The following is a 22,107-nucleotide window of genomic DNA, read 5'->3' on the forward strand; positions in this document are numbered from 1 at the left end:
TTTACCTTTGCCCAATAGGTAGATAACCTCAAGATAGCATCGTGCCACCACAAGGATCTTGTACATGGAGTACATGCACGCCACCATAGATAAAAAAACGAATGTAACGCGCAGACCTCATACCTTTAAGGTGGTCTTTGCCCAATCACACTCGCATCCTCCATATCACCTCTACAAAACAAACACAAAAACACAGATAAATTATCCAGCAAGCATAATTAATAATTTAGCCATAATTAATTACTGGAGAAAATAATGGAGGTTGTAACATGTGGCCCCATAGATATAGTTGCACTTGGGAAAGCGCACGACTGTGTGGTAGTAGGTATTCACGTCAAAATTAAAGATTTGGACTCACGAGCCTCCGAAATGCTTGAAACCATTTCCAATACCAGTTGGATCAATGGCTTTGGAGCCGTAAAGAAATTATCTTTTGAGGCGAGAGCTAAACGCACAATCCAAAAACTCGTAGAACTGATATTAAATCGATCAGAAACAGAACTAACTACAGATTTTGGCGAATACCTTGTATCCGACTCTGCGCAATGCGTTCTAAATTTGAACTGCAACCATGTAAAAGTCCCACTAGCAGAACTGCTGAAAGAGAAGGTTTCTGGCAACCCAGGTTTCGACTTTCATACAGAAAGCTGCGACAACTTCATTGCATTTGGGGAGGCAAAATATAGTGGATCAATCAACCCATACACGAAAGCCCTTCAGCAAATTGTGGACTTTATATCTCTAGAAAAAGATTCCGCAGAACTTGATCTACTCGAAAACTTCGTCTCAGAAATAGCCATAACAAACTACCTATCTGGGCACAAAGCCTATGTGGCCGCCTTCTCAATCAACTCAGAAGAACCTGAAAAAATCATATCCAATGCTGTAAGTCACGTCTTAACAGATAATCTTTTGGTTCATAAAGAGCTTTACATAATTGGAGTGGAAATAGATGCTAAATGAGTTGATTAATGGTGTGGATGTAGAAAAAACACTAAAAGACGCACTCTACGAAGTACACCGAGACGGACCGTGCAACCCAGTAATTTTTGAGATGATTTCTTACGCAAAAATTTTCCACCAAGAAATATTTGAAGCTTATGAAGGCCGCTTTTTATCTGCCATGGGATTGTTCTATAAAACAGACGATCCTCAAAGTGTTTTCGAAGAAGTGTATGAAATATTTGCAGAGGCAATAAGCGATGATTTGGGTAAGAGATTCACACCCATGCAAGCTAGCGCATACAACGGCATCATGAATAATAGATATTTCTCATTCTCCGCGCCAACGAGCGCAGGAAAATCCTTCTTATTTCGTGAACTGATAGAAAAAACCACCAATGACATAGTGATAGTTGTACCTTCTCGAGCTCTGATAGCGGAGTATTACGAAGAGGTAATGACTTTGGTGGATAAAGACGTACTGGTACTTCAATTCATCGAGGATGTGAACAAAGAAAAAACAAAACGACGAGTTTTCATTGTAACTCCCGAGCGTGGGGCGGAGCTTTTTAAATACAAGGATCGATTCAGTATCGAACTATTCCTGTTAGACGAAGCCCAAATTTCTGAAGAGCCCGTACGTGGCATGACGTTTGATTCATTTGTTAGACGCGCAGACCGATACTTCCCTACAGCAAGAAAAGTCTTTGCACATCCTTTTATCGAAAACCCCGAAGCTCAATTATCAAAGCATGACTTCCAAGAAAATTCGTCATCTCGAAACTACAATCTTTTTTCCGTTGGAAAAGTCTTCGTGGTGGCTGAAAACCGTGCATTCAGTTTTTTCTCTCCAAACATTAATTGCGAAGTCGTTGAAATAGCTAACGACCTACCTGGAATGATCTTAAGAAATGAAGGGACATTACTAATATACATATCAAAATCGAAAATTTATAGTGGCGAATACCTGAGCGAATTCAACCCCTACATAGAACTATGCAGCGAATTGAAAGCAGAAAACGCGCTTTCTATCGTTGAGGAACTCAGAGAGTTTATCGGAGCAGGAAGTGGTGAATCTGAAAAACACTCCACTCTAATAGATATGATGAAAAAAGGCATTGTCATTCATCATGGTTCAATACCATTGAGAGCGCGAATTCTAATAGAACGCTTTATCAAGCAAGGGTTTGCACGCATATGCTTTTCGACCTCAACATTAAGTCAAGGCATCAACATGCCTTTTGATGTTGTGTGGATAGATAACTTTAACAACATGAAACCTCTTGTCTTGAAAAACTTGATCGGTCGAGCGGGCCGCACGACAAGTGAAGTTGGAACCTTGGATTACGGCTACACAATCATTAACAAGGGAAACTTAAAGACATTCAAGTCACGCTTTTCTGAAATTGTAACAATTGAGCCAGACTCATTATTAGACATGCCATTTGAAGAAGTCGACGAAGACTTAAAGGATATGGTAGAGGCAGTAAAGGATGAAAGCTATGATGACGAACTTCATTTAACCGACTCGCAAGTCGATCGATTAAAGCAAGCAGACATCGACAGCGACATCCAATTAATCCTGAACAGCCTATATACAGGAAACGGATTAATTACTGCCGAGGAGTATTACGCTCTTGGATCCAAAAGAGCTGCCATTAAAAAATCACTAAAGAACATCTACATTCAGCACTTGCGCAGAAAAGACCTCACAAGGGCAGAGGTTTCAATCCTCAGCGCTGCGATCCCTATTCTACTTTGGCATGTTCAAGGAAAATCGTTTAGCGAGATAGTCTCGTTGCGATTTGCCTTTTTAAGTGAGCAAAAAAATCGGAGATTACTTACTCGACGATTAAAGGCAAAAGAGATAACTCCCGAAACATACGAATCAGAATTAGAAAAAATCAAAATTCGTTACTCACCAATCCCTTCTAGCTTGCCTAATAGATTTATTAGAATGGTCGGACTTTTCTCAAAAAACACACCAGTCAAATACGCAGATTATGATCTAATAGTTTATGACACATACGACTATCTAGACAAAGTCGTTGGTCTTTCTCTCTCTGACCCGCTATGCGCCGCGTTTATGCTTTACTACTCAAAAACCCAAGATGAACGCGCCGCCTCATTCAGCAATTACATTAGGTATGGAACCAACGATCAGATTGATATTTGGCTTTTAAAGTATGGATTCAGTTTCGAAAACATAGAATGGCTACGTGGATACGTAAAAAATATCGACGAAAACAAAATAATCTTTACCGACCAAATATCAAATATAAGCGAAAAGAACCATTCCATCATTGAGAGGTATCTATAATATCGCCTACCAACAACAAAACCATAAGGAGAAAACAAATGGATTATTTTTAAATCAGAGGGGGCAGCCCCCACCTTTCACCAAAAAACAATCCCGAAACTATCATTCAAGAAACAACTACATTACCTTGTCTCCATTAAATTTAATGCAACCTAAAGGAGTTTAGGTTTTGGGACATCTGCTGACTGAACCGCAGCTGACCAACATCAGAGCTGCACTCTCCTGGCCTTTCAACGATTTACCGGTCGAATACGATTACGTAGCCGCGGAGGTCAGAGGCATCGATCCTGAGGTGCTCTACGAAATCCTTTATTCAGAGGTCGCGCCGGTGTGTTTCACCAACCTTCTGGCCGCTGTGCCCTCGGTGTGGACTGGCTTCGATCCAGACTCACTCAGAATCATGATCGAGCAAAGGCTGGCAGCCAGGGAGAACAACTGGTTTCGCAGGCAATTCGATAAGGTGTTGGTTCGCTGGCTGCAATACAACTACGGCTACATCTGGAAGGAGATTTCTTCCAGGCTTTGAGCGGTTAAACGGGCCGCGTTTAAAGCAACCTGCCGTAACTTCCCCAAGGCTACAACGCCTTGCGTCATTGCCTACGACTACGCCAGAATCCGCCGTCTTGTGCGTCTACGCTGCGGGTCTTATCGTTCCTGGGTCACTAAAAAACAGTGATCGGGTTTGGTAGCCCGAGTAAACACAAGAAGCAAGGCTCACCATTGCGGCGTTCAATCGTCCCGGTTTTATGGTGGCCATGCACAGGGCACTTTCGAGTGCGCCGGTCTCCTTGTGTCCCGGTCTACCAACCTGCGTATGGCCACCACCCATCGTTTGGTAGCGAGTGGGTGATGGCTCCTGATGACGACACAAGGAGTTACACCATGATCAAACCAACACCCAACCCACCCGAAACCGACCCGACCTCCCCTTACGAATTTCCCGATTCGAAGAAATTCCACGACGCCGCCGAGCGTGCTCTGGATCACTACCTCTCCCCGTCTTCCCGGGTGATGTCGTGCTGCATCGATCCCGAGCCGATGTTCCGGGCCAATCCCAAGTACAACACTGAATCCCTGCTGGCCAATGCCAGCGAATCCCTGGGTTCGGCAACCGAAATGTTGAATAACTTTGCTTCCACGCTCGAACCCTCGCATCGCAAGACGGCGTTGGGGATTGCGCAGGTGGTGATGGTCGCCGGGTTGGCGGTGAATCAGGCGCTGGATCACGTCGAAGTGGCGTAAGCGGTGGGTGGCTGTAGAAGCAGTCGACGGCTGCTTCTACATCCGCTTCACCAAAACCAATACGGCAAAAACTTCGGCGTAGGCTCGATCATCAGTTCCAGGTGATAGGTGATCGGATTGAAGAAAAACATATCCAGAATCAAAAACGCCCCTACCCCAAACGACAGCGTCATGAACTCACGATAAGGATGCTCGGCGAAGTACTCGCGTTTGGCGTGATAGAAGCTCAATAGCGCAATCAATCCCAACCCTGCGCCCAGGTAGTTGGGCTGTAACGGGACTTCAGCAAAGTTGTTGTAGACCAGCACCGAAACCAGCATCCCCAACCCCAGCATGGGCAACTTCAGGCAGAACTTCAGCAGGCCGTTTTTGGCGCGTACGAAGGCGGCTTCCTGGCTGACGAAGAGGTACGCGGCCAGCAGTGAAATGGCCGGGGTGATTGCCAGGATGTAGCGCGCTTTTTTAGAGCTTGGGATCGTGAACAGCACCAGCAGCACCAACAGCCACCCGGTCAGATAGAGCAGCAGGTTGATGTCTTTGTCGCGGGTCGGGCGGAAGAACAGTTTGTACTTCTTCAGGATCACGTTGATGGCGTAAAACACCGTAAAGCCATAGGTAAACAGGCCTGCGGAGAAGTAGAAGTAATAGCGCGGCGCGTGGTCGGAGCCGAAGCGGCCGATGCCCTGCATGTTAAGCACGTCTTCGAGGAACGTTTGCCCCCCTTGCAGGTACGCCGCCCATGCCAGCAGCACAACCCCGGCGGCGAGGATCAGGCCCGACAGGAATGAAAACAGCAACAACATGCGCCATTGGCGGCTCAGGAAATAATAAGCCCCGATGACACAGGCGGGCCCGATCAAACCGATCGGCCCGCGAAACGCAAAGCCCAGTGCCAGCCCGACGTACAGAAACGCCAGGCGACGCGGGTCTTTTTTCATTTCGGCTGAATAGGCCACATAGAAGCACATCACCGTAAACAACGCCGGATAGATATCCAGCGCCAGCGAGTTCACGCCGTCGAGAAAGGCCCAGGTCAACAGGCTGAAAAGCACGCCGTACGCGCCCCACCTCTTGCTGCGCAGCGCCCCCAGCCGATAAATGAACACCAGCATCAGGGACGCCGCCACGCATGACGGAAAACCCATGGAAAGTATCGACACCCGGCCGAACGGCAAGGAAACCAGATAGACCAACAAGGTATTGAGGACCGTGTAGTCGGGATAAGGCTTGAGGTCATCGGCAATGGGAAACAGCGTGACGCCGTGCAGCAACATGTATTCGGCGAAGTCGACAAAGCGTGTGGTGTAGTTGAGGACAGCAGGTTTGTACTGCAACACCATGAACACGGCCAGTGTCATGAAGAAAATGCTCAGGCATGGATTTCTTGCAATCAATCCTTTCAACATGCCTGCCCGCCAAGTGCGATCTACAACAAGCGGGGCATCAAATCGATCCATCGGTAACCCTTTAGTGAAGTTGTTCTTTTTGGCTGAAATCCTTCAACTCCGGTAGCACTGGAACGTGTCGCCCGTTAACCGGAAAGTTGTAATTGAGCCTAGCCCACGAAGGGCACTATTCAAGCATGACGCGCCCCAACACTCCCTGAACAAGACGTATGAAAGACAACAAAAAGCCCGGCCAGAGACTCTCGTCATCGACTAAGAGCCTCTGGCCGGGCTGTGTACTTTTCAGTTACTGGTTATTTACGGTGATGTAGGGGTCCCAGGTGTGGTCGGTACCAATCTGGTTAAGGTCGCGGTCGTACAAGGCGAAGTTGATGGTGTACCACAGTTTGCCTGGATTCAGAGCGGTGGCTTGCCACAGTGAATACGTTACATCGGTTTTGGAAATACCGCCGGGAGCCCCCTTGTTCAGGTAGATCACCACACCCGGAACGTTGAAAGAGACCGGTGTCGAGATGGTGCCTTTGTAATCGCCGCCCTGATGAGGGTCGCCGGGCTGGACGTTTTTGATCTGTGCGATGCGGTCGAAGTTGCGCGACAGCGTGGTGGCACGCCAGCGGATGTTGTCGCCGGTTTTGACATCGATCCACAGCTCGTTGCCGCCTTCGCCGGTGTTGCCGCTGGCATGTGGATCGACGGCATCGCGCGTCACCAGCATGGAAATCGCACCGCCAACGTCGTTGGGATGGGCAATCAGGTAATCGGCATCAATATTGACGAGCACGTCATAAGTATTGGTCGCACTGGACATTTTGCTGCTCCTTGTTGGAATGGCATGAACGACCGCGCCCGCAAAGGCTGTCCGGCTCATCCGGTCCCTGGATGCGGTCTGCGGAGAACGATAGGAGATGGCTTTATGGTGTCAACGTGCGATCAGTTGACGCGGAAAAAACGGAGCGAAAAACGTCGTGGCCAAAGTGTTGATCCAGTGCAGGTCAAGCCGAAGACCTAAAGGATTACAAGCAATTTTCTGACAGTTCAATCAACCAATGACGGACGAATGCTGCCGGCATTTGCCGTATGGCATAAACCGGGTGCAACACCCACAGCGTCCAGTAACGACAGCGACAAATAATCTGGATAGTATTGCGCCGGATTTTTCCAGCATTCAGACCGGACGAAAGCTGATCTCGCAATGAAAACACCACCGCTGTTTCTCGCTCTCATCGTCATTTCATATGTCGTTTATTCTGTAGGACCGATCTTCTTCGGTTCTGAAGCCAAGGACTTTGGCTATACGCCGATCTCACTCGTCGTCGCACTGTTTGCTTTTAACGGAAGTGTGATTGCTTGCAGGGTTCTGGCGTTCTTGTGCGCCATCGCCGCTCAGTCTGTTTTGAGTGCAGCGATAGCATTCTGGAAAAGCGATATTTATTTGAGCGTTCTGGCAGTGGCGACTGCCGTGTTGCTCGCACAAGGCGCGCACTACTTGCTCTTCAGCAGTGCCGTTCGAAAGTTTCAGGGGAAAGACGTAATTATCGGCAGGCAGCCATGAGAACACCGCTCGTCGTCCTGCTGTCTGTCGGTTTATCAATTCAGACAACACAGTCCTTCGCAGACAGCACCAGCGGCAAGAATCTCTATATACAGCGATGCGCCGTATGCCACGGTGCCGATATCAAGGGAACCGGCCCGTTGGCCAAAAAAAGCAATCCCCCTACTCCCGACCTGACAACACCCGCCTTCAAGAAACGATTGAGTGACTACCCGGGCGTGATCGTGTCCTCGATCATCCTTCGCCCGAACGGCGACCTGATCCCGAAAACCTTGCGCGAGAATGGCGTGAAAATACCGCCGCACGCCTGGAGCGTCAGCGACTTTCGCGACTTGAATCAGTACATGAAGGATGTCATTTCAGAAAAGCAGCACTAAGTCGGGCAGCACTACCCTTCAGCGTTCGTCCGTGTTTTTGTCGCTGCCCTTTATGTTTTCAATCAGGTCAACCACATAGTCCTGATTGAAGCCCGCCACGAATGACCAGAACAGCAACTTGGCGTAGGCCGCATACCCTTCCGCATGCTGGCAAAAAATATCGTTGAAGATCTGCTTCAGACACTGCGGATCTCTGTCTGGAGTGATCACCGGAAACAAATCGCCTCGGATAACACCGGAAAGGAACAACAGATACAAAAGCCCTGCCAGTATCCCGCCGATGAACGAAGGCAGTATCAACGCAAACCATGAACGGGAGAGGTTTTCGATTTCCGGGTCGGTGAGTGCTGACAACCGTCTGTGAAACCCTACATAGCCGCCGATATTCCCGGCAATACAGACGATAAACGGCACTTTGTAGTCAGGTAGGCTGTAAGTGACGGCAATCGCCAGCGCCAGCAAGGCGATGAACAGCCAGAATATGCGCTTCCAGATGATGTTGAGGTCTTCCTGACGATTCATGATCAACTCCTTGATCGCGACCCTGTGAGGACTACTCAAACGATAGCCCAATCCGGTCGCGCGCACGGAAGATCGAACCGAAAAACGCCTTGAGGGTGCGCTGCTGAATCCGCGCGCACCCTCGCAGCGACTGGTGTCAGCCCAGGCGCATCGACACTTCGATGTCATCGGCAAACGGCACGCTGAGGTAGCCGTTCTTTGGCGAGCGCACGTGGGCCAGGTATTCCGGGCAGTAGTCGGTGTTGTCAGCGATCACCAGCGCACCCGGGCGCAGTTGTTTTTCCACCTGGCTCAACACATCGCCATACAACGCCTTGGCGCCATCGAGCAGAAGCAGATCGACGGTGTCCGGCAGGCCGCTCGCCAGGGTCACCAGCGCATCGCCTTCGCGAATTTCGATCAGGTCACTGACCCCGCCCTCTACGAAGTGGTGCCGCGCCAGCTCGACTTTCGATGGTTCGAATTCGCTGCCGATCAGCACTCCACCGCCGTTGTCCCGAAGGGCCGCCGCCAGGTGCAAGGTCGACAGGCCGAACGAGGTGCCGAACTCGACAATGGCTTTGGCCTTGATGCTGCGGGCGAGCATGTACAGGAGTTTGCCGGTATCCCGGGAGACAGGTAGCCACAGGTCTTTGAGCATTCCATAGAGTTCGCGGTATTCGGTTTTACTGTGCATCAGGCGGTCGCGCTCGGCGTCGGACACGGAGTTCAGTACCGGGCTGGTGGCAGCGCTGGCCTGGGTGTAGAGGCGTTCGATCAGGGTGGCCAGAGGCTCGGCGGTCAAAGTCGTCATGGTGGTTTTCCGTCGGTTGAGGGCTAAAATGCGAATGATTCGTCGCATTCAATGATGCGAGCGAATGGTCCCGTTCGCTATTCGCATTCCCCCTTCACGCCCGAGCCGCCCATGACCGACCGCCAGACTGCCCGTATTTCCTCACGCAAACAGCCGCAGCAGGCTCGCTCCGCCGAGCTGGTGGCGGCGATTCTTCAAGCGGCTATTCAGGTTTTGGCCAAGGAAGGTGCGGCCCGTTTCACCACGGCACGGGTTGCGGAGAAGGCCGGGGTGAGTGTCGGATCGCTGTATCAGTACTTCCCGAACAAGGCAGCGATTCTGTTTCGGTTGCAGAGTGATGAGTGGCTCCAGACTACGCAGATGCTGCAGCGGATCCTCGACAATCGAGAGGCGCCGCCACTGGAGCGCCTGCGCACGCTGGTGCATGCATTTATACGTTCGGAGTGCGAGGAAGCGCAGATGCGCGGTGCCTTGAGCGACGCGGCGCCGCTGTATCGCGATGCGCCGGAGGCCCATGAAGTGCGGGCGACGGGCAAACGCACCTTTGAGGCGTTCATGGTTGAATTGTTGCCCGAGGCCAGCGAGTCGACCCGCGTTCAGGCCTGTGATCTGATCCTGGCCACGCTCAGTTCGGTGGGAAAGGATTTTTCACTCAGCCCACGCACCGACGAAGCTATCACGGCCCGTGCCGAGGCGATGGCGGACATGTTCAGCGCTTATGTCGTTGCGCTCGAAGCCAGATAAAGCTGTCGGTACGCCGTCACCAGTTGATCCTGATTGAACGCGAGATTGCGGCCGCTGGGGTTGGGCAGGATCCACACCTTCGCCCCGCCGAATGTCTTGTCCTGCGCACCCCATTCAAGCGCCTTATTACCGGACAACCCGGCATAGGCCGCCTTGCCGAGAAACGCCACATAACGCGGGGCATGACGTTTGATCTTGCGCTCGAAATCCGCCGCTGCTGCGGTGAACTCCTGCGCCGACAGTTGATCCGCCCGCGCCGTCGGCCTTTCCACCACGGCAGTCAGCCCGCAGTGGTAATGCAGGATCGAGAGATCGTTTTCCGGGGCTACTTCAACTGGCGTGAACCCGGCCAGATGCAGCGTGCGCCAGAATCGATTGCTCCGCCCGGCGAAGTGATGCCCCTGCTCCGCCGCCAACAGGCCGGGGTTGATCCCGCAGAACACCACGGACAGGCCTTTGGTCAGGATGTCTTCAAGCATCAACTTCTCCCCTGTATTGCAGATACTCAAATCGGTACGACTACGCTTGGATATTGACCGTTCAAGGCAGTAATACCCACTCTTTCAAGCTACAGCCCCCAGCGCAAAAACCTACAAATACGTCAGAAAGCGCTGGCTTGTGGGCCAAATCCTTAGACTTTATCTTTCTACCTCACTGCTCATCGACAAAATCAAGAGCACATTCAGGATTGATGGCTCGTCCTTGACCAAAAACAAAGATGGCACGATTGACGACACTGTCATCTCTCCCTAATCTGCCCACATCCCGCCCAAGGCAGTAAGCCGTCCTAACCATCCAGGACGTGCCAAACCCTTGGGCGTTTTTGTTTTCAGGAAGAATGTATGCCCACAGCGGTTCTGGTTGACGGCGCCTACTTCATCAAGCGATTTCGAAGGATTGAGCCTCACAACGCATTCAATGCCGAACGCGCTGCCGATCTCGTGCACCGATGGGCAACGGCTCACCTGATGTCCAGAACCTTTTCTGGCCAAAGTGGCTTACCTTCAGGGCCACAGCAACGTCCCAGAAAGGAGCTTTACAGGATTTTCTTCTACGACTGCCCTCCCCTGGACACCAAGCAACACAACCCGATAACAAAAAAACTCGTGGACTTCTCTAAATCCAGAGAGGCAGTTTTTCGTAGAGAGCTGCACATTCGGTTGCGAAGCAAACGCAAGTTGGCATTGCGTCTGGGGCATCTGTCGAAAGATGTGAAATGGACAATCAAACCCGCAAGAATCGCCGATCTGCTCAAGGGCAAAATTCAGATATCAGACTTGACTGAGGCCGATGTCAGCATAGACACGCGGCAAAAAGGCGTAGATATGAGAATCGGCGTCGATGTCGCATCGCTTTCATTTAAGCAACAGGTCGATCAGATTGTCCTCATTGCGGGTGACGCTGACTTTGTACCTGCGGCGAAGATGGCTCGCCGCGAAGGCGTTGACTTCATACTTGATCCGATGTGGCAGAGCATCCCTGATGGATTGATGGAACACATCGATGGGTTGCGTTCCACCTGCCCCAAGCCATCGTAAACAGATGCGCCGCATTGGAGGCGGCCAGCTGAAAATCAACACGTCTTCGGTATCGTGTCGAAGGCTGGCCAGCCCCGGGGCTTACTTGAACACCGGCACTGCATCAACCCCATCCGCCTGCTTGAGATATTCACGCAACCGCCCACCGATTTCCGCGATCTTCGCTTCGCCCTCTTGCAAGGCCTGCGGGTTGGTGTGCACGGAGTAGTTGCCCAATGCCAGATCGTAGGGATGAGGCTGCGCCGAGCCGATCACGAACACCGTGCCATCGCGCAGGGCCTTCAGGGTAACGGCACCGTTGCCCGGTTCGAAAACGGCCATTTCGCCGGCGCTGACCAGATCCGGTGTAGCCAGCAACCCACGGCTGACGCTCAGCCACAATGACTCATGCCCTTTTGGTGGAGTGTAAGTCCAGGTTTCGCCGGCACTCAGCGTGACCAACAGATAATTGATGCCGGCAGGCGCCCGAACCGGGCTTTGCACGCCTTGATGAGCGCCGAGAATCACCCGCGCCGGCCCCACCTCGGGCATCGCGGCAGACTCAAGATACTGGCTGTCGACGCTGGCGTTCTCCAGCTCCGGCGGCAAAGCCACCCACAATTGAAAGCCCTGAATCCGCTGCGACGTGCCCACCGACATTTCCTTGCCGTGCCACACTCCGCCGCCCGCGCGCATCCACTCGACGCCACCGTAATCGATCATGCCCTTGCCCGATCCGGCGTCCTCGAAACGCAGGTTGCCTTCGGTAATCACCGTCACGGTGGCGATCCCCGAGTGCGGGTGCATCGGCATGTTGTGAATGAACGAGGCCTCGCCTTCGAACAGGTCGAGGAACACGAAGGGTTTGATCAATTGGCCCAGATCCGAAGGGCTCATCAGTCGCACGATCGAGCCGTGTCCGCTGCCGCTGGTGCGGTAGCGCAGAGTGCGGTGAGTGACAGGTTCGCGGGTGTAGCCGGAGAGGTGTTGCTGAACGGTCATGATGATTACTCGATTCTGATGCGGGGAACGACCAACAAACGGCAAAGCGCCCCGAGGGAACTGTCCCTCGCGGCGCCCGGCTTTCAGCGGCGACGGGCGTCGAGGCTGAAGCGACCGGCACCGAAGGCCACGACTTGCAGCAGGCCGCCGGCCATGGCGATGTTCTTGAAGAAGTGGATGAACTGGTTCTGGTCAGCCAGCGCATTGTGGAAGGCCAGTGCGGTGACCACGCTGAACGCGGCCAGCACAGCGGCGACAGTGCGAGTACGGTAGCCGGCGATCAGCGCCAGGCCACCACCGATTTCGACGATGATTGCCAGTGCCAGCGCCACTTGTGGCAGCGGCAGCCCTACCGAGCCGATGTAGCCGATCATCATGGCCGGCGCGGCCAGTTTGGAGAAACCGGAGAGGATGAAAATCCCGCTGAGCAAGACGCGGCCGATCAAGGCAGCCGAGGCTTGTTTGGTGTCGGAAGCGTTCTGTACAGCAGTTGCTTGGGCGATGTTTGCAGAAGTAGCCATGGGAGAATTTCCTTCAATGGGGTCCGGTTCGACTTGAACCGTCCGGATGAAGAAATGTTGCGCCTCGGCAGCTCATCTGAATAGCCGACTAATTTAGATCGTTACGTTCGAAAAAATTGGCAAGCATGGAAATCAAGGTGTTCTTACCACTGCCACAGAACATAGCCTCCACGCCGCCGGACGCTGATAGGGATACCCTAACGTCACGGCTCCCGTGTAGTAATTGCCCTGTGCAGCAGCCTGCGCGGTCCAGTACTCGGGAATGCTTCGGTCATAGTTGTTTGTGCCATCGTACGCACCAATCGGCCAAGCGTATCCACGGACCATATCCCCCCATTCCGGATACAACGCCCCCGGATATCTCAAGAGATAGCCGCCATTCAGTTCTTGAGGCTGCGCAAGGGCAACACCATGACTGCCCGAATAGCTGTTGGCTGCAGCCCAGTTCATGTGACAGGCCAATGCCGTAAACCAGAGTTTCGCTTTGGGCATCGTGTAGTACGCGATCTGATTATTGGCGTCTCTGATGCTGAACACGACTTGAGTGTGGCCAATCATGGTGACCTCACCGGTACCTGGATTGATTGTCGCTTGAGCCGGATCGGAACTGCTGAAGACGTAAGGCGCGGTTCCGCCGATCACATTGATACGAAAGCGGGCGCCACTGAATCCGGTGCGGGGAAAACCACTGTCGACGGTAAAGGAGAACGCATCGGCGTGGGGTGATGCGGTAAGAGAGCTGACCCGCAAAATCTTGCTTTGCTCATCGAATACCTGATCTCTGGGATCGAACAGAAACCTTGCCAGATGTGCAGGTGTCGCTGGGAGCTCGATTCGTATGACCGGCAGAATCAGCCCGGTCTGCTCAAAGAAGTCCTTCTGGTCATATTGAGCGGACTTGAGCCCATTACCGGTGTAATACAGCGCCTGAATCGGCAGTTCCCCAGGGATGTTCTGCGGCCACGTCGCCAGCATGAGTTCATTGCGGCTATGGAAAGCGACATCCTGGTGCAAAGTCATCGCGCGAATCGCTTGATAAAACGAATCGGCTGCCGCGTCGTTCATCTGGTCACGAACATCAAAACTGCATTGAAAGTAACTCTGAGCGACACCGGGCTGCGCGGTATGGGCCAGCCATTGCTCAGCGGTGGTAATACCCTGGGATTGGCAGCGCTTGCTTTGCTGCGGATAGGCAATATGAGCGCCGCAGCCTGGTTTGTCCCGGTCGAAGGTAGCTCCATCAATGGGAAATACACATAGAATCTCGATGTGCCGCTTACCCACCGGCATATCCAGAACGGGATGAAAGATAAAGCCGTGATCGTAGGTCGAATCGATCTGCCGATACTGCGAATCCTTGCGCAGAAATGAAAACGATACGCCCCCCTTTTCGACGGCAATCGGACTGGGGTTGTAAAAGTGATACTGCGTTGAGTGAATTGTGCCGCGAAACAAAACCCCGGAGCACAGAAACGCGGGTTTGGAAGAACTCCCGCAATCCCGACGAGTATCGACATAACGATTGGCCAGAGCAGTTGCTACAGCGGCACCTTGCGCCTCGAACGCGGATACATCAGAGCCCGAGAGTCCATTGATCGTTGGCCTGGTACAGGCGATAAGCAACAGGCATGCAAGACATATCAGACCATTTCTCATACTTCCTCCGGCGTTTCGCTCCTGAATGTCATCAGACACCGGTGGAAACTGCGATGGCTACTGTCAGAAATTACAGTGACGACCGACGGTAACGCAGATTGATCCGTACTTTTACCCATTGCGTCTTGCCACTCTCCAGAGCCTTGCTCATTCTGTCGCGACGCTGTTCTCGACAGTCAGGCAGATGTTTCCATTTACCTGAAATCGCCCAACGATATTGACCGCTTCGTCCCAGGACACCGACATGATCTCCGACCCAGGCACACCGACACTCGATCAACTGCGGGTCTTTCTTACCGTCGTCGAAGTCGGCAGTTTTGCCGCCGCGGCGCGCAAGCTCCACCGGGCGACGTCGGTGATCAGCTACTCGATTGCCAACCTCGAAATGCAACTGGGCGTCACCCTCTTCGATCGTGAAACCACCCGCAAACCGCAACTCACCGACGCCGGCCGCACCGTGCTGGCCGAAGCCCGGACCATCGCCAACGGCGTGCATGGCTTGCGCGCCAAGGTCAAAGGCCTGCTGCAGGGGCTCGAGGCCGAGGTGCACGTGGTACTTGATGTGATGCTGCCCGCCGAGCGCGTGGTGGATGCGCTGAAATCCTTTCGCGAGGAATTCCCCACTGTTGCCCTGCATCTGCACATTGAAGCGCTCGGTGCTGTGACCGAGTTGGTGATCAATCACGGCGCGGTGGTCGGTGTCAGCGGGCCGATGAATGACGGCATCAACGGCATCGAAAGAATCGGCATCGGCAGCGTCGAGCTGATTCCGGTGGCGGCGCCGAATCACCCGTTGGCGACCGCCGAAGCCAATGCTCCCGGTGCCGGACGTGAGCACACGCAACTGGTGCTGTCCGACCGCTCGCAACTGACCAAAGACAAGGAATTCGCTGTGCTGAGCAACCGCACCTGGCGCCTGGCGGACCTGGGCGCCAAGCACATGCTGCTGCGCGAAGGCATCGGCTGGGGCAACATGCCCCGGCCGATGATCCAGGAAGATCTGGATACCGGCCGACTGGTGCAACTGGATCTGCCGGAATACACCAGCGGGCAATACACCTTCGACGCGATCTATCGCACCGATGCGCCACCGGGGCCGGCGGCGCGGTGGTTGATCGAGCGTTTCGTACAACAAAGCCAGGCGCAGGTGACGGTTGTCTGAAGCGCCCGCGAAAACCAATTGATATTTCACTGAAAAAAAGAGCACGACATGGAGTTATCGTTGATCAAAGAAATGTTCGAGTATTCGGCTTACGCCATTCTCGGAATTCTGGGTCTGTTTATTTGCTTTTGCTGGTTATTCGTTTGGCAAAGTCGTTTATTGCCAAGTCGGTTTAATGATATTTATTGGAAAAGAGTTGATTACGTCTGGATCATCGCAGGCTCGTTGGGCCTTGTATTTCAATTTATCCAGGTTGGCCTGGACTCAAAGCTTTCAAACCTGAGGGTGGAAGAAACCTATAGTCAGCTTGCTGCCCAGTCCCTGAATATCGCAGCAGACGAGTTAAGCGATGCGACAATCTGCTTGCCCCTTTCATCGAAAAAAGACGACGTACTGGAGAGCGAATCAGCCCAGCAGCTCGCTAGTGCCTGCGATCTGTTTCAAAGAATTCGTCCTGTAAACCGCGTGAACACTAAAGTAGACAATAACATTTTCATGAATTACGACAGCGTTTTCCCAGAGGCTGAAAGTTTTTCCAATCCGCTGATCGTTGAACGAGTGAAGCGCTTCAAACAGGCCAACGCCGATTACGAGGAACAGGCACAGGCATTGCACAACACTCGACACGCTGCCAACGTCTATGAACGGTACCTGAAACTCCTGCAATTAGTGACAACTCCTCTTCTGGTTGTGGCCGTGGCCCTCAGACTGACCAAGGTCAAGGGTGAAATTCGATTAAAAACACACCCTATGGAAAATAAGACGGACAACTCCATCTCCCCGCAAGCTCTGGCCAACGCGGTAAAGGGACTGGCAACTTCGGCCCAAGTGGACGATCTGGTAGTCAGGCTCAATCAACTGGAAAGTTCAAACCGGCTCAAACTGAACATTATCTTCATCATGATGTTTGTACTCGGCGGGGGGATGATTTCGGTCTTTGTGTTCTCGAACGCTCACTAGAACCAGAACTTCAGTGGCTCAAGTATCGGGGCTCGCCACAATCCCCCACCTGCGTCGCAGGATGCTTTCCATCCTGCAACGAAGTTGACGAGCGCCCATCCGGATGTTCAGATGCCGCCCTGTTTCAGGTGTCCCATGCCGCCGTGCATGGGGTGAAACGGGAAACCGGTGCGTTCTTTTCGAACAAGTCCGGTGCTGCCCCCGCAACGGTAGGCGCGTGATGCTTTCGACACACCACTGTGGCCAGACGGCCATGGGAAGGTGAAAGCGTCCAGACGCGCGAGCCCGGAGACCGGCCTGAAATGCTGTTTGGCAAACTCCTGCGGTGGGCGGGCATGGGCCGGTGTCGGCGTGTGCGCGATGCCTTCTCCTGCATGCTCTTCTGCGAAGATCCTTTCGAGAAGACGATGATCAAACCTTTCAACACCAAGGCTCCATCCCTGTTGTTCGGCTGCCTGTTCAGCCCCCTGTTGCTGGCCGATGACGCACCGCTTGAACTCACTCAGCAAATCGTTTCCGCGCCGTCCGTGGAGTCCACCACCGTCGCCGACATGGCGCAGTTCGGCAGCAAGGTCGAGATCGTCACCCGCGAGCAGATCGAACGCGCCGGCCCCAGTGCCGATGTCAGCCGCGTGATGCAGATGTTCATTCCCGGCCTGTACGTCGCGCCGAAAAACGGCCCGTTCGACTACGGCACCTATTCCCTGCTGGGCGGGCGCAACGATGACACGCTGATCCTGCTCGACGGCGTGCGCCTGAACAATCGCCTGTACGGCGGCCTGTACCTGGACACCCTGCCGGCCAACGCCATCGAACGCATCGAAGTGCTCAAGGGCGGGCAGAGCCTGCTGTTCGGCACGCAAGCCGTGTCCGGCGTTATCAACATCGTCACCCGCAGCCCGCAGAGCCGCAAAACCTCCGGCGAAGTGAACATGGGCGTGGATACGTTCGGTGGCACCACCGAGGATGCGCGGGTCGAAAACATCTTCACCAACGGTTTCGGCGACCTGGGCCTGCTGGCTTACGTCAGCCATAACGTTTCGGACGGCTATCAGCCGTTTCGCAATCGCGACATCAGGAACAGCAGCGAAAAGGACCGCGCCTACGAAGTAACGACCTTCGGCGCCAAGGCGATTCAGTCCTTTGCCGATGACGCGCGCCTGGAACTGTTCTACCAATACGCCGACGCCAACCTCGACTTCGCCCGCCCGGTGGACAACCACAAGACCACCAACGACCGTATCCAGCAGATCGCCACGGCGACCTTCGAACAGAACGTCAACGAACGCCTGAGCTACTTCGTCAAAGGCCACATCAACGACTGGAACACCCGCTACACGCGCATCAACAACACGTCCGATGGCGGTGTAAAAACCATCAACCACAACGACTACTGGGGTTTCACCGACTGGGGCGTGCAGGCCGAAGGCAAGGCTGAATTGCCCGGCGGCCATGTGCTGGTGTTTGGCACGGACAACCAGTGGTTCAAGGGCCAGGATGATGTACTGATCATCGACAACGACAAGGCCGAAGCCCACGCGTTCTACACCCAGTTGCGTCCGAAGATCGACGCCCTGCCCGACTGGCATCCGAGCATCGGCATCCGCCACGAAGCCATGAGCGGCGGCGACAGCGCCACCGTCGGCATGCTCACTTCGCTGTACGACCTCAATGAAAACTGGTCTGTTCGTGGCCAGTACGGCACGGCCTACAAACTGCCGAACGCCGAGCAACTGTTCGTCAACGAACCGGGCGATGAACTGGGCAACCGTAACCTGAAACCGGAGAAAAGCCGCAACGCCGAACTCGGTCTGGATTACAAAGGCTTGCTCATCGACCGCGAGTTCAGCGCCAGCGTCACCCTGTTCAAGCGCAAGATCGATGACCTGATTACCCTCGATGACATCCAGTGGGTCAATGGCCAGGGGCGGATCCAGATGCGTGGTTTCGAGGCGGACACGAAACTGGCGCTCAACGATCAATGGAGCCTGCAGGCGGATATGACCCGCAACCTGACTGAGTCCCGAACGGGGGTGACGATCAACGATGTGCCAAGCTTCTTCGCCCGTTCGCGCATCGGTTACGAGTCGGTTGACCGGATGTGGGGCGCCGGCGGTGCGATCCGCTATATCCGCGATGTGATCAGCTCGAAACAGGTCGAGTACGGCCATTATTCGGTGGTGGACGCTGACGCTTATCGCTATCTCGATGGCGCCCGTCAGCATCGCCTGAGCCTGTTGGTGGAAAACCTGTTCGACCGCGATTACGTCACCAGCCGCTCGAACAACGTCGACAACCTCGGACGGCCGTTCACCTCCGAAGTCCGCTACACGTACCGTTTCTGATGGCTGACATCATCACCACCGACGGCGTCGATTCTCACCCGGACTGGTCGCACGTGCCCGAGCATGCGCGCCACGTGTTCCTCTGCACCGGCCCGCGCTGCACCCAGCGCGGGGCGTTGCAGATATGGAAAACCTTGCGCCGGCACTTGCTGGCCCATGACCGCATCGAGACGCCGGGCGGGGTTTTGCTGACGCGTACGCACTGTCAGTTTCCGTGCAATCTCGGGCCGGTCATGACGGTGTATCCGGAAACCTGCTGGTACGGCGTACGCAGTCACGCCGATGCGCAGCGACTGGTCGAAGTGCATCTGGTGGGTGGCGAAGTGGTCGAGGATCTGCTGATCAAGGAGCGCTCGTGAGAAGGCTGCTCTTTCTGGCCGGTGCCCTGCTTTGCGGTTCTCCGGCTCTGGCAGATGACTACCGCAATTGTGGCGAGATCTGGCACCTGCCGGCATCGCCACCGTCGCGGATTGTTGCGCTCAATCAGCATGCAGCCGATCTGGTCTTGGCGTTGGGCGCAGGCTCGACGCTGGCGGGTGTGGCCTATCTGGATGATACCGGCGCGCCTCAGACCGAGTACTTCGGCGTGCCAGTGATCTCGCACCGCTATCCGTCGAGCGAAGTGTTGTACGCGCTGAAACCGGATCTGGTGGTGGGTGGATTTGCGACGGCGTTCGGCAATGGCGTGACGTCACGCAGCGGACTGGGGCGCAACGGTGTTGCTACGTATCTGCTGGAGTCGGCCTGCAACGGGCACTCGCTGGATTACTTCGAACACATACGCCGCGACCTCTTGACCCTTGGCGGATTGCTGCACAAACAGCAACGCGCCAAAGAATTACGCGACGCAATGGACGCCGATCTGAACAAAGCCAAGGCTTTGACAGGCTCAGGAAAACCGCTGTCCGTGTTCTATCTCGACAGCGAAGTCAAAGGCCTGGACAGCGAAGGCGGACGCGGATTCGTCACCACCCTGCTGACCGCCGCCGGGGCGCGAAACCTCTTCGCCGGCATCAATCAATACCGGTTGACCGTCAGCCGTGAAACCCTGCTCGCCAGTGACCCCGACGTGATCCTGCTGGCCGATGCGCAATGGTCACCGGCCAGTCGCAAGCGTCAGTTGCTCATGCAGGATCCGGTGCTGTCGACCCTGCGAGCCGTGCGTGAGGACCGGATGATCGATATTCCGTTTACGCATCTGTTGCCCACCGTGGGCAGTGCTCGGGTGGCACTGGAGTTGGCAGAGCGGCTCAGGGCCTTGCCTTGAACATCACCGCGAGAAATCTCTGAAGACCCGATAGAATCCCGAGCCACTGGCCCCTGGCATCTGAATCATGCCACGCGATCCATACCTGCCGATTTGATCAAGGAAAGACGCTCATGGGTTTGAGAACAATAACGTTCGCTGTGTTGCTTGCCGTGGCTCTGACTGCCTGCGGTGGCAGCAAGGACAAAGCGCGGGAGCTGGTCGAATCCACTCGCTACGACGACTTCGAGTCCCGCCTGGAGGTGTTGTTGGAGTTCTTCAACTCACACTACTGGGCACTGCCGACCGACACCATTCGCGAAGTCGTGACAAAAAACCTGGATAGGGAAGCGACCAAAAACCAGATCATTGATGTCTACTCCGATCACTTCACCGAAGAAGAACTTGAAGTGATGATTCGAGCCAACAACAAGAGTCTCGAGGAAACCGAAAGCATTCTTTCCAGTACCAAGGAAGGTCGCGCACTGTTCGACAGAGTGGTGGAAGTTCAGGCCGTGGTTGATCAGGTCATGGAAGATGCGGCAAAGGCGCAAACGACCGCAATCGTCGAGGCGCTGGATAAGCTGAATGAGGATTACGTGAACTAGATTCCAGGGAGCGTCATCCCCCCTGCAAGAGCCCGGTAACTGATACTGTGGCTGGGCCAACCGATACGGAAATCACGTCAGGTTCTTACAAACAGACGGGGCAGGAATGTCGGGGGGCGATTCACTTTGATCAAGGAAGAGAAAAACAATGAAAAAAACTTTCGGCATCCTGCTACTGATCTGCCTTTCGGCCAGCGCAAACGCTGACGAAAACCCCATCGGCTTCCGGACTTCTACACTGCCGGACGCGCACAACGACCGTCCGCTGGAAATGGTCGTCTGGTATCCCGCGAAGACTACCGCCACCCCGCAGTTGATTGCCGACGATATTGTGTTCGTCGGGACGTCCGCCGTGCGCGATGCACCACCGGCTGCCGGTGAGCATCCGTTATTGGTACTCTCGCATGGTTACCGAGGGAACTGGAGCAACCAGGCGTGGCTGGCCACTGCCTTGGCCCGTCAGGGATACATCGTGGCGGCGGTCAACCATCCCGGCACCACGACGCATGACTGCAGCCCGCAAGCGGCTGCACAGTTGTGGCAACGACCTGCCGACATCAGCCGCGTCATCGATGCGGTCACCGCTCGGCCCGAGCAAACGGGTGCCGTTTCGATGCGTCGAATTGCGGTAGCCGGCCATTCACTCGGCGGCTGGACTGCCCTAGAACTCGCCGGCTCACGTTTCGACCCCGAGCGTTTTGCCAAGGACTGCGCAGCCCATCAAAAACTCGCCAGTTGCTCCGTCTACAAGACGATCAACGTCGCCGACACGCCAGAATCGAAGAACCGGATGAGCGCGGACTTGAGCGACAAACGCGTCAGCGCGATCGTGTCACTGGACCTCGGCCTGTCACGCGGGATGACCGATGCAAGCCTCGCCGCGTTACCGGTCCCGACACTGGTGATTGGCGCTGGTGTGCCGTCTGAAGACCTGCCCGCCCAACTGGAGTCGGCCAATCTTGCCAAGCGGCTGCCTTCGGCATCGTCGCAGTATGTCGAGATCAGCGACGCCAGCCATTTCAGCTTCATGGCAGCGTGCAAGCCAGGCGCAGTGGCGTTGCTGGAAGAAGACTCACCAGGTGACGGCATCATTTGCGGGGATGGTGGCGGCCGTTCGCGTGAGGTGATCCAGCAACAGGTTGTGGCATTGATCGACGGGTTTCTGAACCGGTCACTTCCCAACTGATGGCGC

23 protein-coding genes and 1 riboswitch are annotated in these 22,107 nt (G+C 54.4%); of the genes, 15 read left to right on the forward strand and 8 right to left on the reverse strand.

The features are described 5' to 3' along the window. Positions 1-255 precede the first annotated feature (255 nt). The 4 genes from OQ248_RS26500 (at position 256) to OQ248_RS26515 (ending at position 4,504) form a co-directional block, all read left to right on the forward strand. Positions 256-963, forward strand: coding sequence for a hypothetical protein (locus OQ248_RS26500; protein WP_265814624.1), 708 nt, complete (start codon positions 256-258; stop codon positions 961-963). Next, positions 953-3,262: a DEAD/DEAH box helicase gene (locus tag OQ248_RS26505; protein ID WP_265814625.1), complete on the forward strand. Its 2,310-nt coding sequence runs from the start codon at positions 953-955 to the stop codon at positions 3,260-3,262. Before OQ248_RS26500 ends, OQ248_RS26505 begins: the two co-directional genes overlap by 11 nt. A 169-nt stretch (positions 3,263-3,431) precedes the next feature. Then, positions 3,432-3,788: a hypothetical protein gene (locus OQ248_RS26510; protein ID WP_265814626.1), complete on the forward strand. Its 357-nt coding sequence runs from the start codon at positions 3,432-3,434 to the stop codon at positions 3,786-3,788. Positions 3,789-4,144: 356 nt separating this feature from the next. After that, positions 4,145-4,504, forward strand: a complete 360-nt coding sequence (locus OQ248_RS26515; RefSeq protein ID WP_114882967.1) for a hypothetical protein — start codon at positions 4,145-4,147, stop codon at positions 4,502-4,504. 47 nt (positions 4,505-4,551) lie between these two features. On the opposite strand, the gene OQ248_RS26520 is transcribed toward OQ248_RS26515, so the two are convergent. Both OQ248_RS26520 and OQ248_RS26525 read right to left on the reverse strand, forming a co-directional pair. Next, positions 4,552-5,862, reverse strand: a complete 1,311-nt coding sequence (locus OQ248_RS26520; RefSeq protein ID WP_347710553.1) for a glycosyltransferase family 39 protein — start codon at positions 5,860-5,862, stop codon at positions 4,552-4,554. A gap of 334 nt (positions 5,863-6,196) precedes the next feature. Continuing rightward, entirely contained in the window at positions 6,197-6,718 is a 522-nt protein-coding gene (locus OQ248_RS26525; protein ID WP_265814628.1) for an AidA/PixA family protein, read from the reverse strand. 384 nt (positions 6,719-7,102) lie between these two features. Between OQ248_RS26525 and OQ248_RS26530 the strand changes: the two genes are divergently transcribed. Continuing rightward, positions 7,103-7,462 carry a hypothetical protein gene (locus OQ248_RS26530; protein ID WP_265814629.1) on the forward strand — a complete coding sequence of 120 codons (360 nt, stop codon included), beginning with the start codon at positions 7,103-7,105 and terminating at the stop codon, positions 7,460-7,462. Next, positions 7,459-7,839, forward strand: a complete 381-nt coding sequence (locus tag OQ248_RS26535; RefSeq protein WP_265814630.1) for a cytochrome c — start codon at positions 7,459-7,461, stop codon at positions 7,837-7,839. The genes OQ248_RS26530 and OQ248_RS26535 overlap by 4 nt, the downstream gene beginning before the upstream one ends. Positions 7,840-7,857: 18 nt before the next feature. Here OQ248_RS26535 and OQ248_RS26540 read toward each other — a convergent pair whose 3' ends face one another. Both OQ248_RS26540 and OQ248_RS26545 read right to left on the reverse strand, forming a co-directional pair. Continuing rightward, complete coding sequence (locus OQ248_RS26540; protein ID WP_265814631.1) at positions 7,858-8,361, reverse strand: hypothetical protein; 504 nt, start codon at positions 8,359-8,361, stop codon at positions 7,858-7,860. A 136-nt stretch (positions 8,362-8,497) separates the two neighbouring features. Next, on the reverse strand, positions 8,498-9,154 hold the full coding sequence (locus tag OQ248_RS26545; protein ID WP_085731814.1) for a class I SAM-dependent methyltransferase: 657 nt from the start codon (positions 9,152-9,154) through the stop codon (positions 8,498-8,500). Between the two features lie 111 nt (positions 9,155-9,265). Here OQ248_RS26545 and OQ248_RS26550 point away from each other — a divergent pair, with 111 nt between their 5' ends. After that, entirely contained in the window at positions 9,266-9,898 is a 633-nt protein-coding gene (locus OQ248_RS26550) for a TetR family transcriptional regulator (RefSeq protein WP_265814632.1), read from the forward strand. Here the strand turns inward: OQ248_RS26550 and mug are convergent. Next, positions 9,871-10,377: a G/U mismatch-specific DNA glycosylase gene (gene mug, locus OQ248_RS26555; RefSeq protein WP_265814633.1), complete on the reverse strand. Its 507-nt coding sequence runs from the start codon at positions 10,375-10,377 to the stop codon at positions 9,871-9,873. The two genes, OQ248_RS26550 and mug, sit on opposite strands and share 28 nt — an antisense overlap. A gap of 363 nt (positions 10,378-10,740) precedes the next feature. On the opposite strand from mug, the gene OQ248_RS26560 reads away from it, so the two are divergent. Next, the gene (locus OQ248_RS26560) at positions 10,741-11,436 is read left to right on the forward strand and encodes an NYN domain-containing protein (RefSeq protein ID WP_085731817.1); all 696 of its coding nucleotides are present in this window, start codon (positions 10,741-10,743) and stop codon (positions 11,434-11,436) included. Positions 11,437-11,517: 81 nt separating this feature from the next. Here the strand turns inward: OQ248_RS26560 and OQ248_RS26565 are convergent, their stop codons facing one another. The 3 genes from OQ248_RS26565 to OQ248_RS26575 form a co-directional block, all read right to left on the reverse strand. Then, the gene (locus OQ248_RS26565) at positions 11,518-12,417 is read right to left on the reverse strand and encodes a pirin family protein (protein ID WP_265814634.1); all 900 of its coding nucleotides are present in this window, start codon (positions 12,415-12,417) and stop codon (positions 11,518-11,520) included. A gap of 83 nt (positions 12,418-12,500) precedes the next feature. Then, positions 12,501-12,938 carry a DoxX family protein gene (locus tag OQ248_RS26570; RefSeq protein ID WP_265814635.1) on the reverse strand — a complete coding sequence of 146 codons (438 nt, stop codon included), beginning with the start codon at positions 12,936-12,938 and terminating at the stop codon, positions 12,501-12,503. A 132-nt stretch (positions 12,939-13,070) separates the two neighbouring features. Next, positions 13,071-14,594 (reverse strand): hypothetical protein, encoded by a 1,524-nt coding sequence (locus OQ248_RS26575; RefSeq protein WP_265814636.1) that lies wholly within the window; start codon positions 14,592-14,594, stop codon positions 13,071-13,073. Positions 14,595-14,838: 244 nt separating this feature from the next. On the opposite strand from OQ248_RS26575, the gene OQ248_RS26580 reads away from it, so the two are divergent. The 7 genes from OQ248_RS26580 (at position 14,839) to OQ248_RS26610 (ending at position 22,101) form a co-directional block, all read left to right on the forward strand. Further along, entirely contained in the window at positions 14,839-15,756 is a 918-nt protein-coding gene (locus OQ248_RS26580) for a LysR family transcriptional regulator (RefSeq protein WP_265814637.1), read from the forward strand. 48 nt (positions 15,757-15,804) lie between these two features. Beyond that, the gene (locus OQ248_RS26585; protein WP_265814638.1) at positions 15,805-16,716 is read left to right on the forward strand and encodes a hypothetical protein; all 912 of its coding nucleotides are present in this window, start codon (positions 15,805-15,807) and stop codon (positions 16,714-16,716) included. A 109-nt stretch (positions 16,717-16,825) separates the two neighbouring features. Beyond that, a riboswitch (cobalamin riboswitch) is annotated at positions 16,826-17,032 on the forward strand. 91 nt (positions 17,033-17,123) lie between these two features. Continuing rightward, positions 17,124-19,061, forward strand: coding sequence for a TonB-dependent receptor (locus tag OQ248_RS26590; protein WP_265814639.1), 1,938 nt, complete (start codon positions 17,124-17,126; stop codon positions 19,059-19,061). Further along, positions 19,061-19,420, forward strand: a complete 360-nt coding sequence (locus OQ248_RS26595; protein WP_265814640.1) for a (2Fe-2S) ferredoxin domain-containing protein — start codon at positions 19,061-19,063, stop codon at positions 19,418-19,420. The genes OQ248_RS26590 and OQ248_RS26595 overlap by 1 nt, the downstream gene beginning before the upstream one ends. Next, positions 19,417-20,328 carry an ABC transporter substrate-binding protein gene (locus OQ248_RS26600; protein WP_265814641.1) on the forward strand — a complete coding sequence of 304 codons (912 nt, stop codon included), beginning with the start codon at positions 19,417-19,419 and terminating at the stop codon, positions 20,326-20,328. Before OQ248_RS26595 ends, OQ248_RS26600 begins: the two co-directional genes overlap by 4 nt. A gap of 113 nt (positions 20,329-20,441) precedes the next feature. Continuing rightward, entirely contained in the window at positions 20,442-20,915 is a 474-nt protein-coding gene (locus OQ248_RS26605; protein WP_265814642.1) for a hypothetical protein, read from the forward strand. 148 nt (positions 20,916-21,063) lie between these two features. Continuing rightward, the gene (locus OQ248_RS26610) at positions 21,064-22,101 is read left to right on the forward strand and encodes an alpha/beta fold hydrolase (protein ID WP_265814643.1); all 1,038 of its coding nucleotides are present in this window, start codon (positions 21,064-21,066) and stop codon (positions 22,099-22,101) included. The last annotated feature ends 6 nt before the right edge of the window (positions 22,102-22,107 follow it).

Source organism: Pseudomonas sp. COW5, from assembly GCF_026240005.1.
Classification (GTDB): domain Bacteria; phylum Pseudomonadota; class Gammaproteobacteria; order Pseudomonadales; family Pseudomonadaceae; genus Aquipseudomonas; species Aquipseudomonas kribbensis.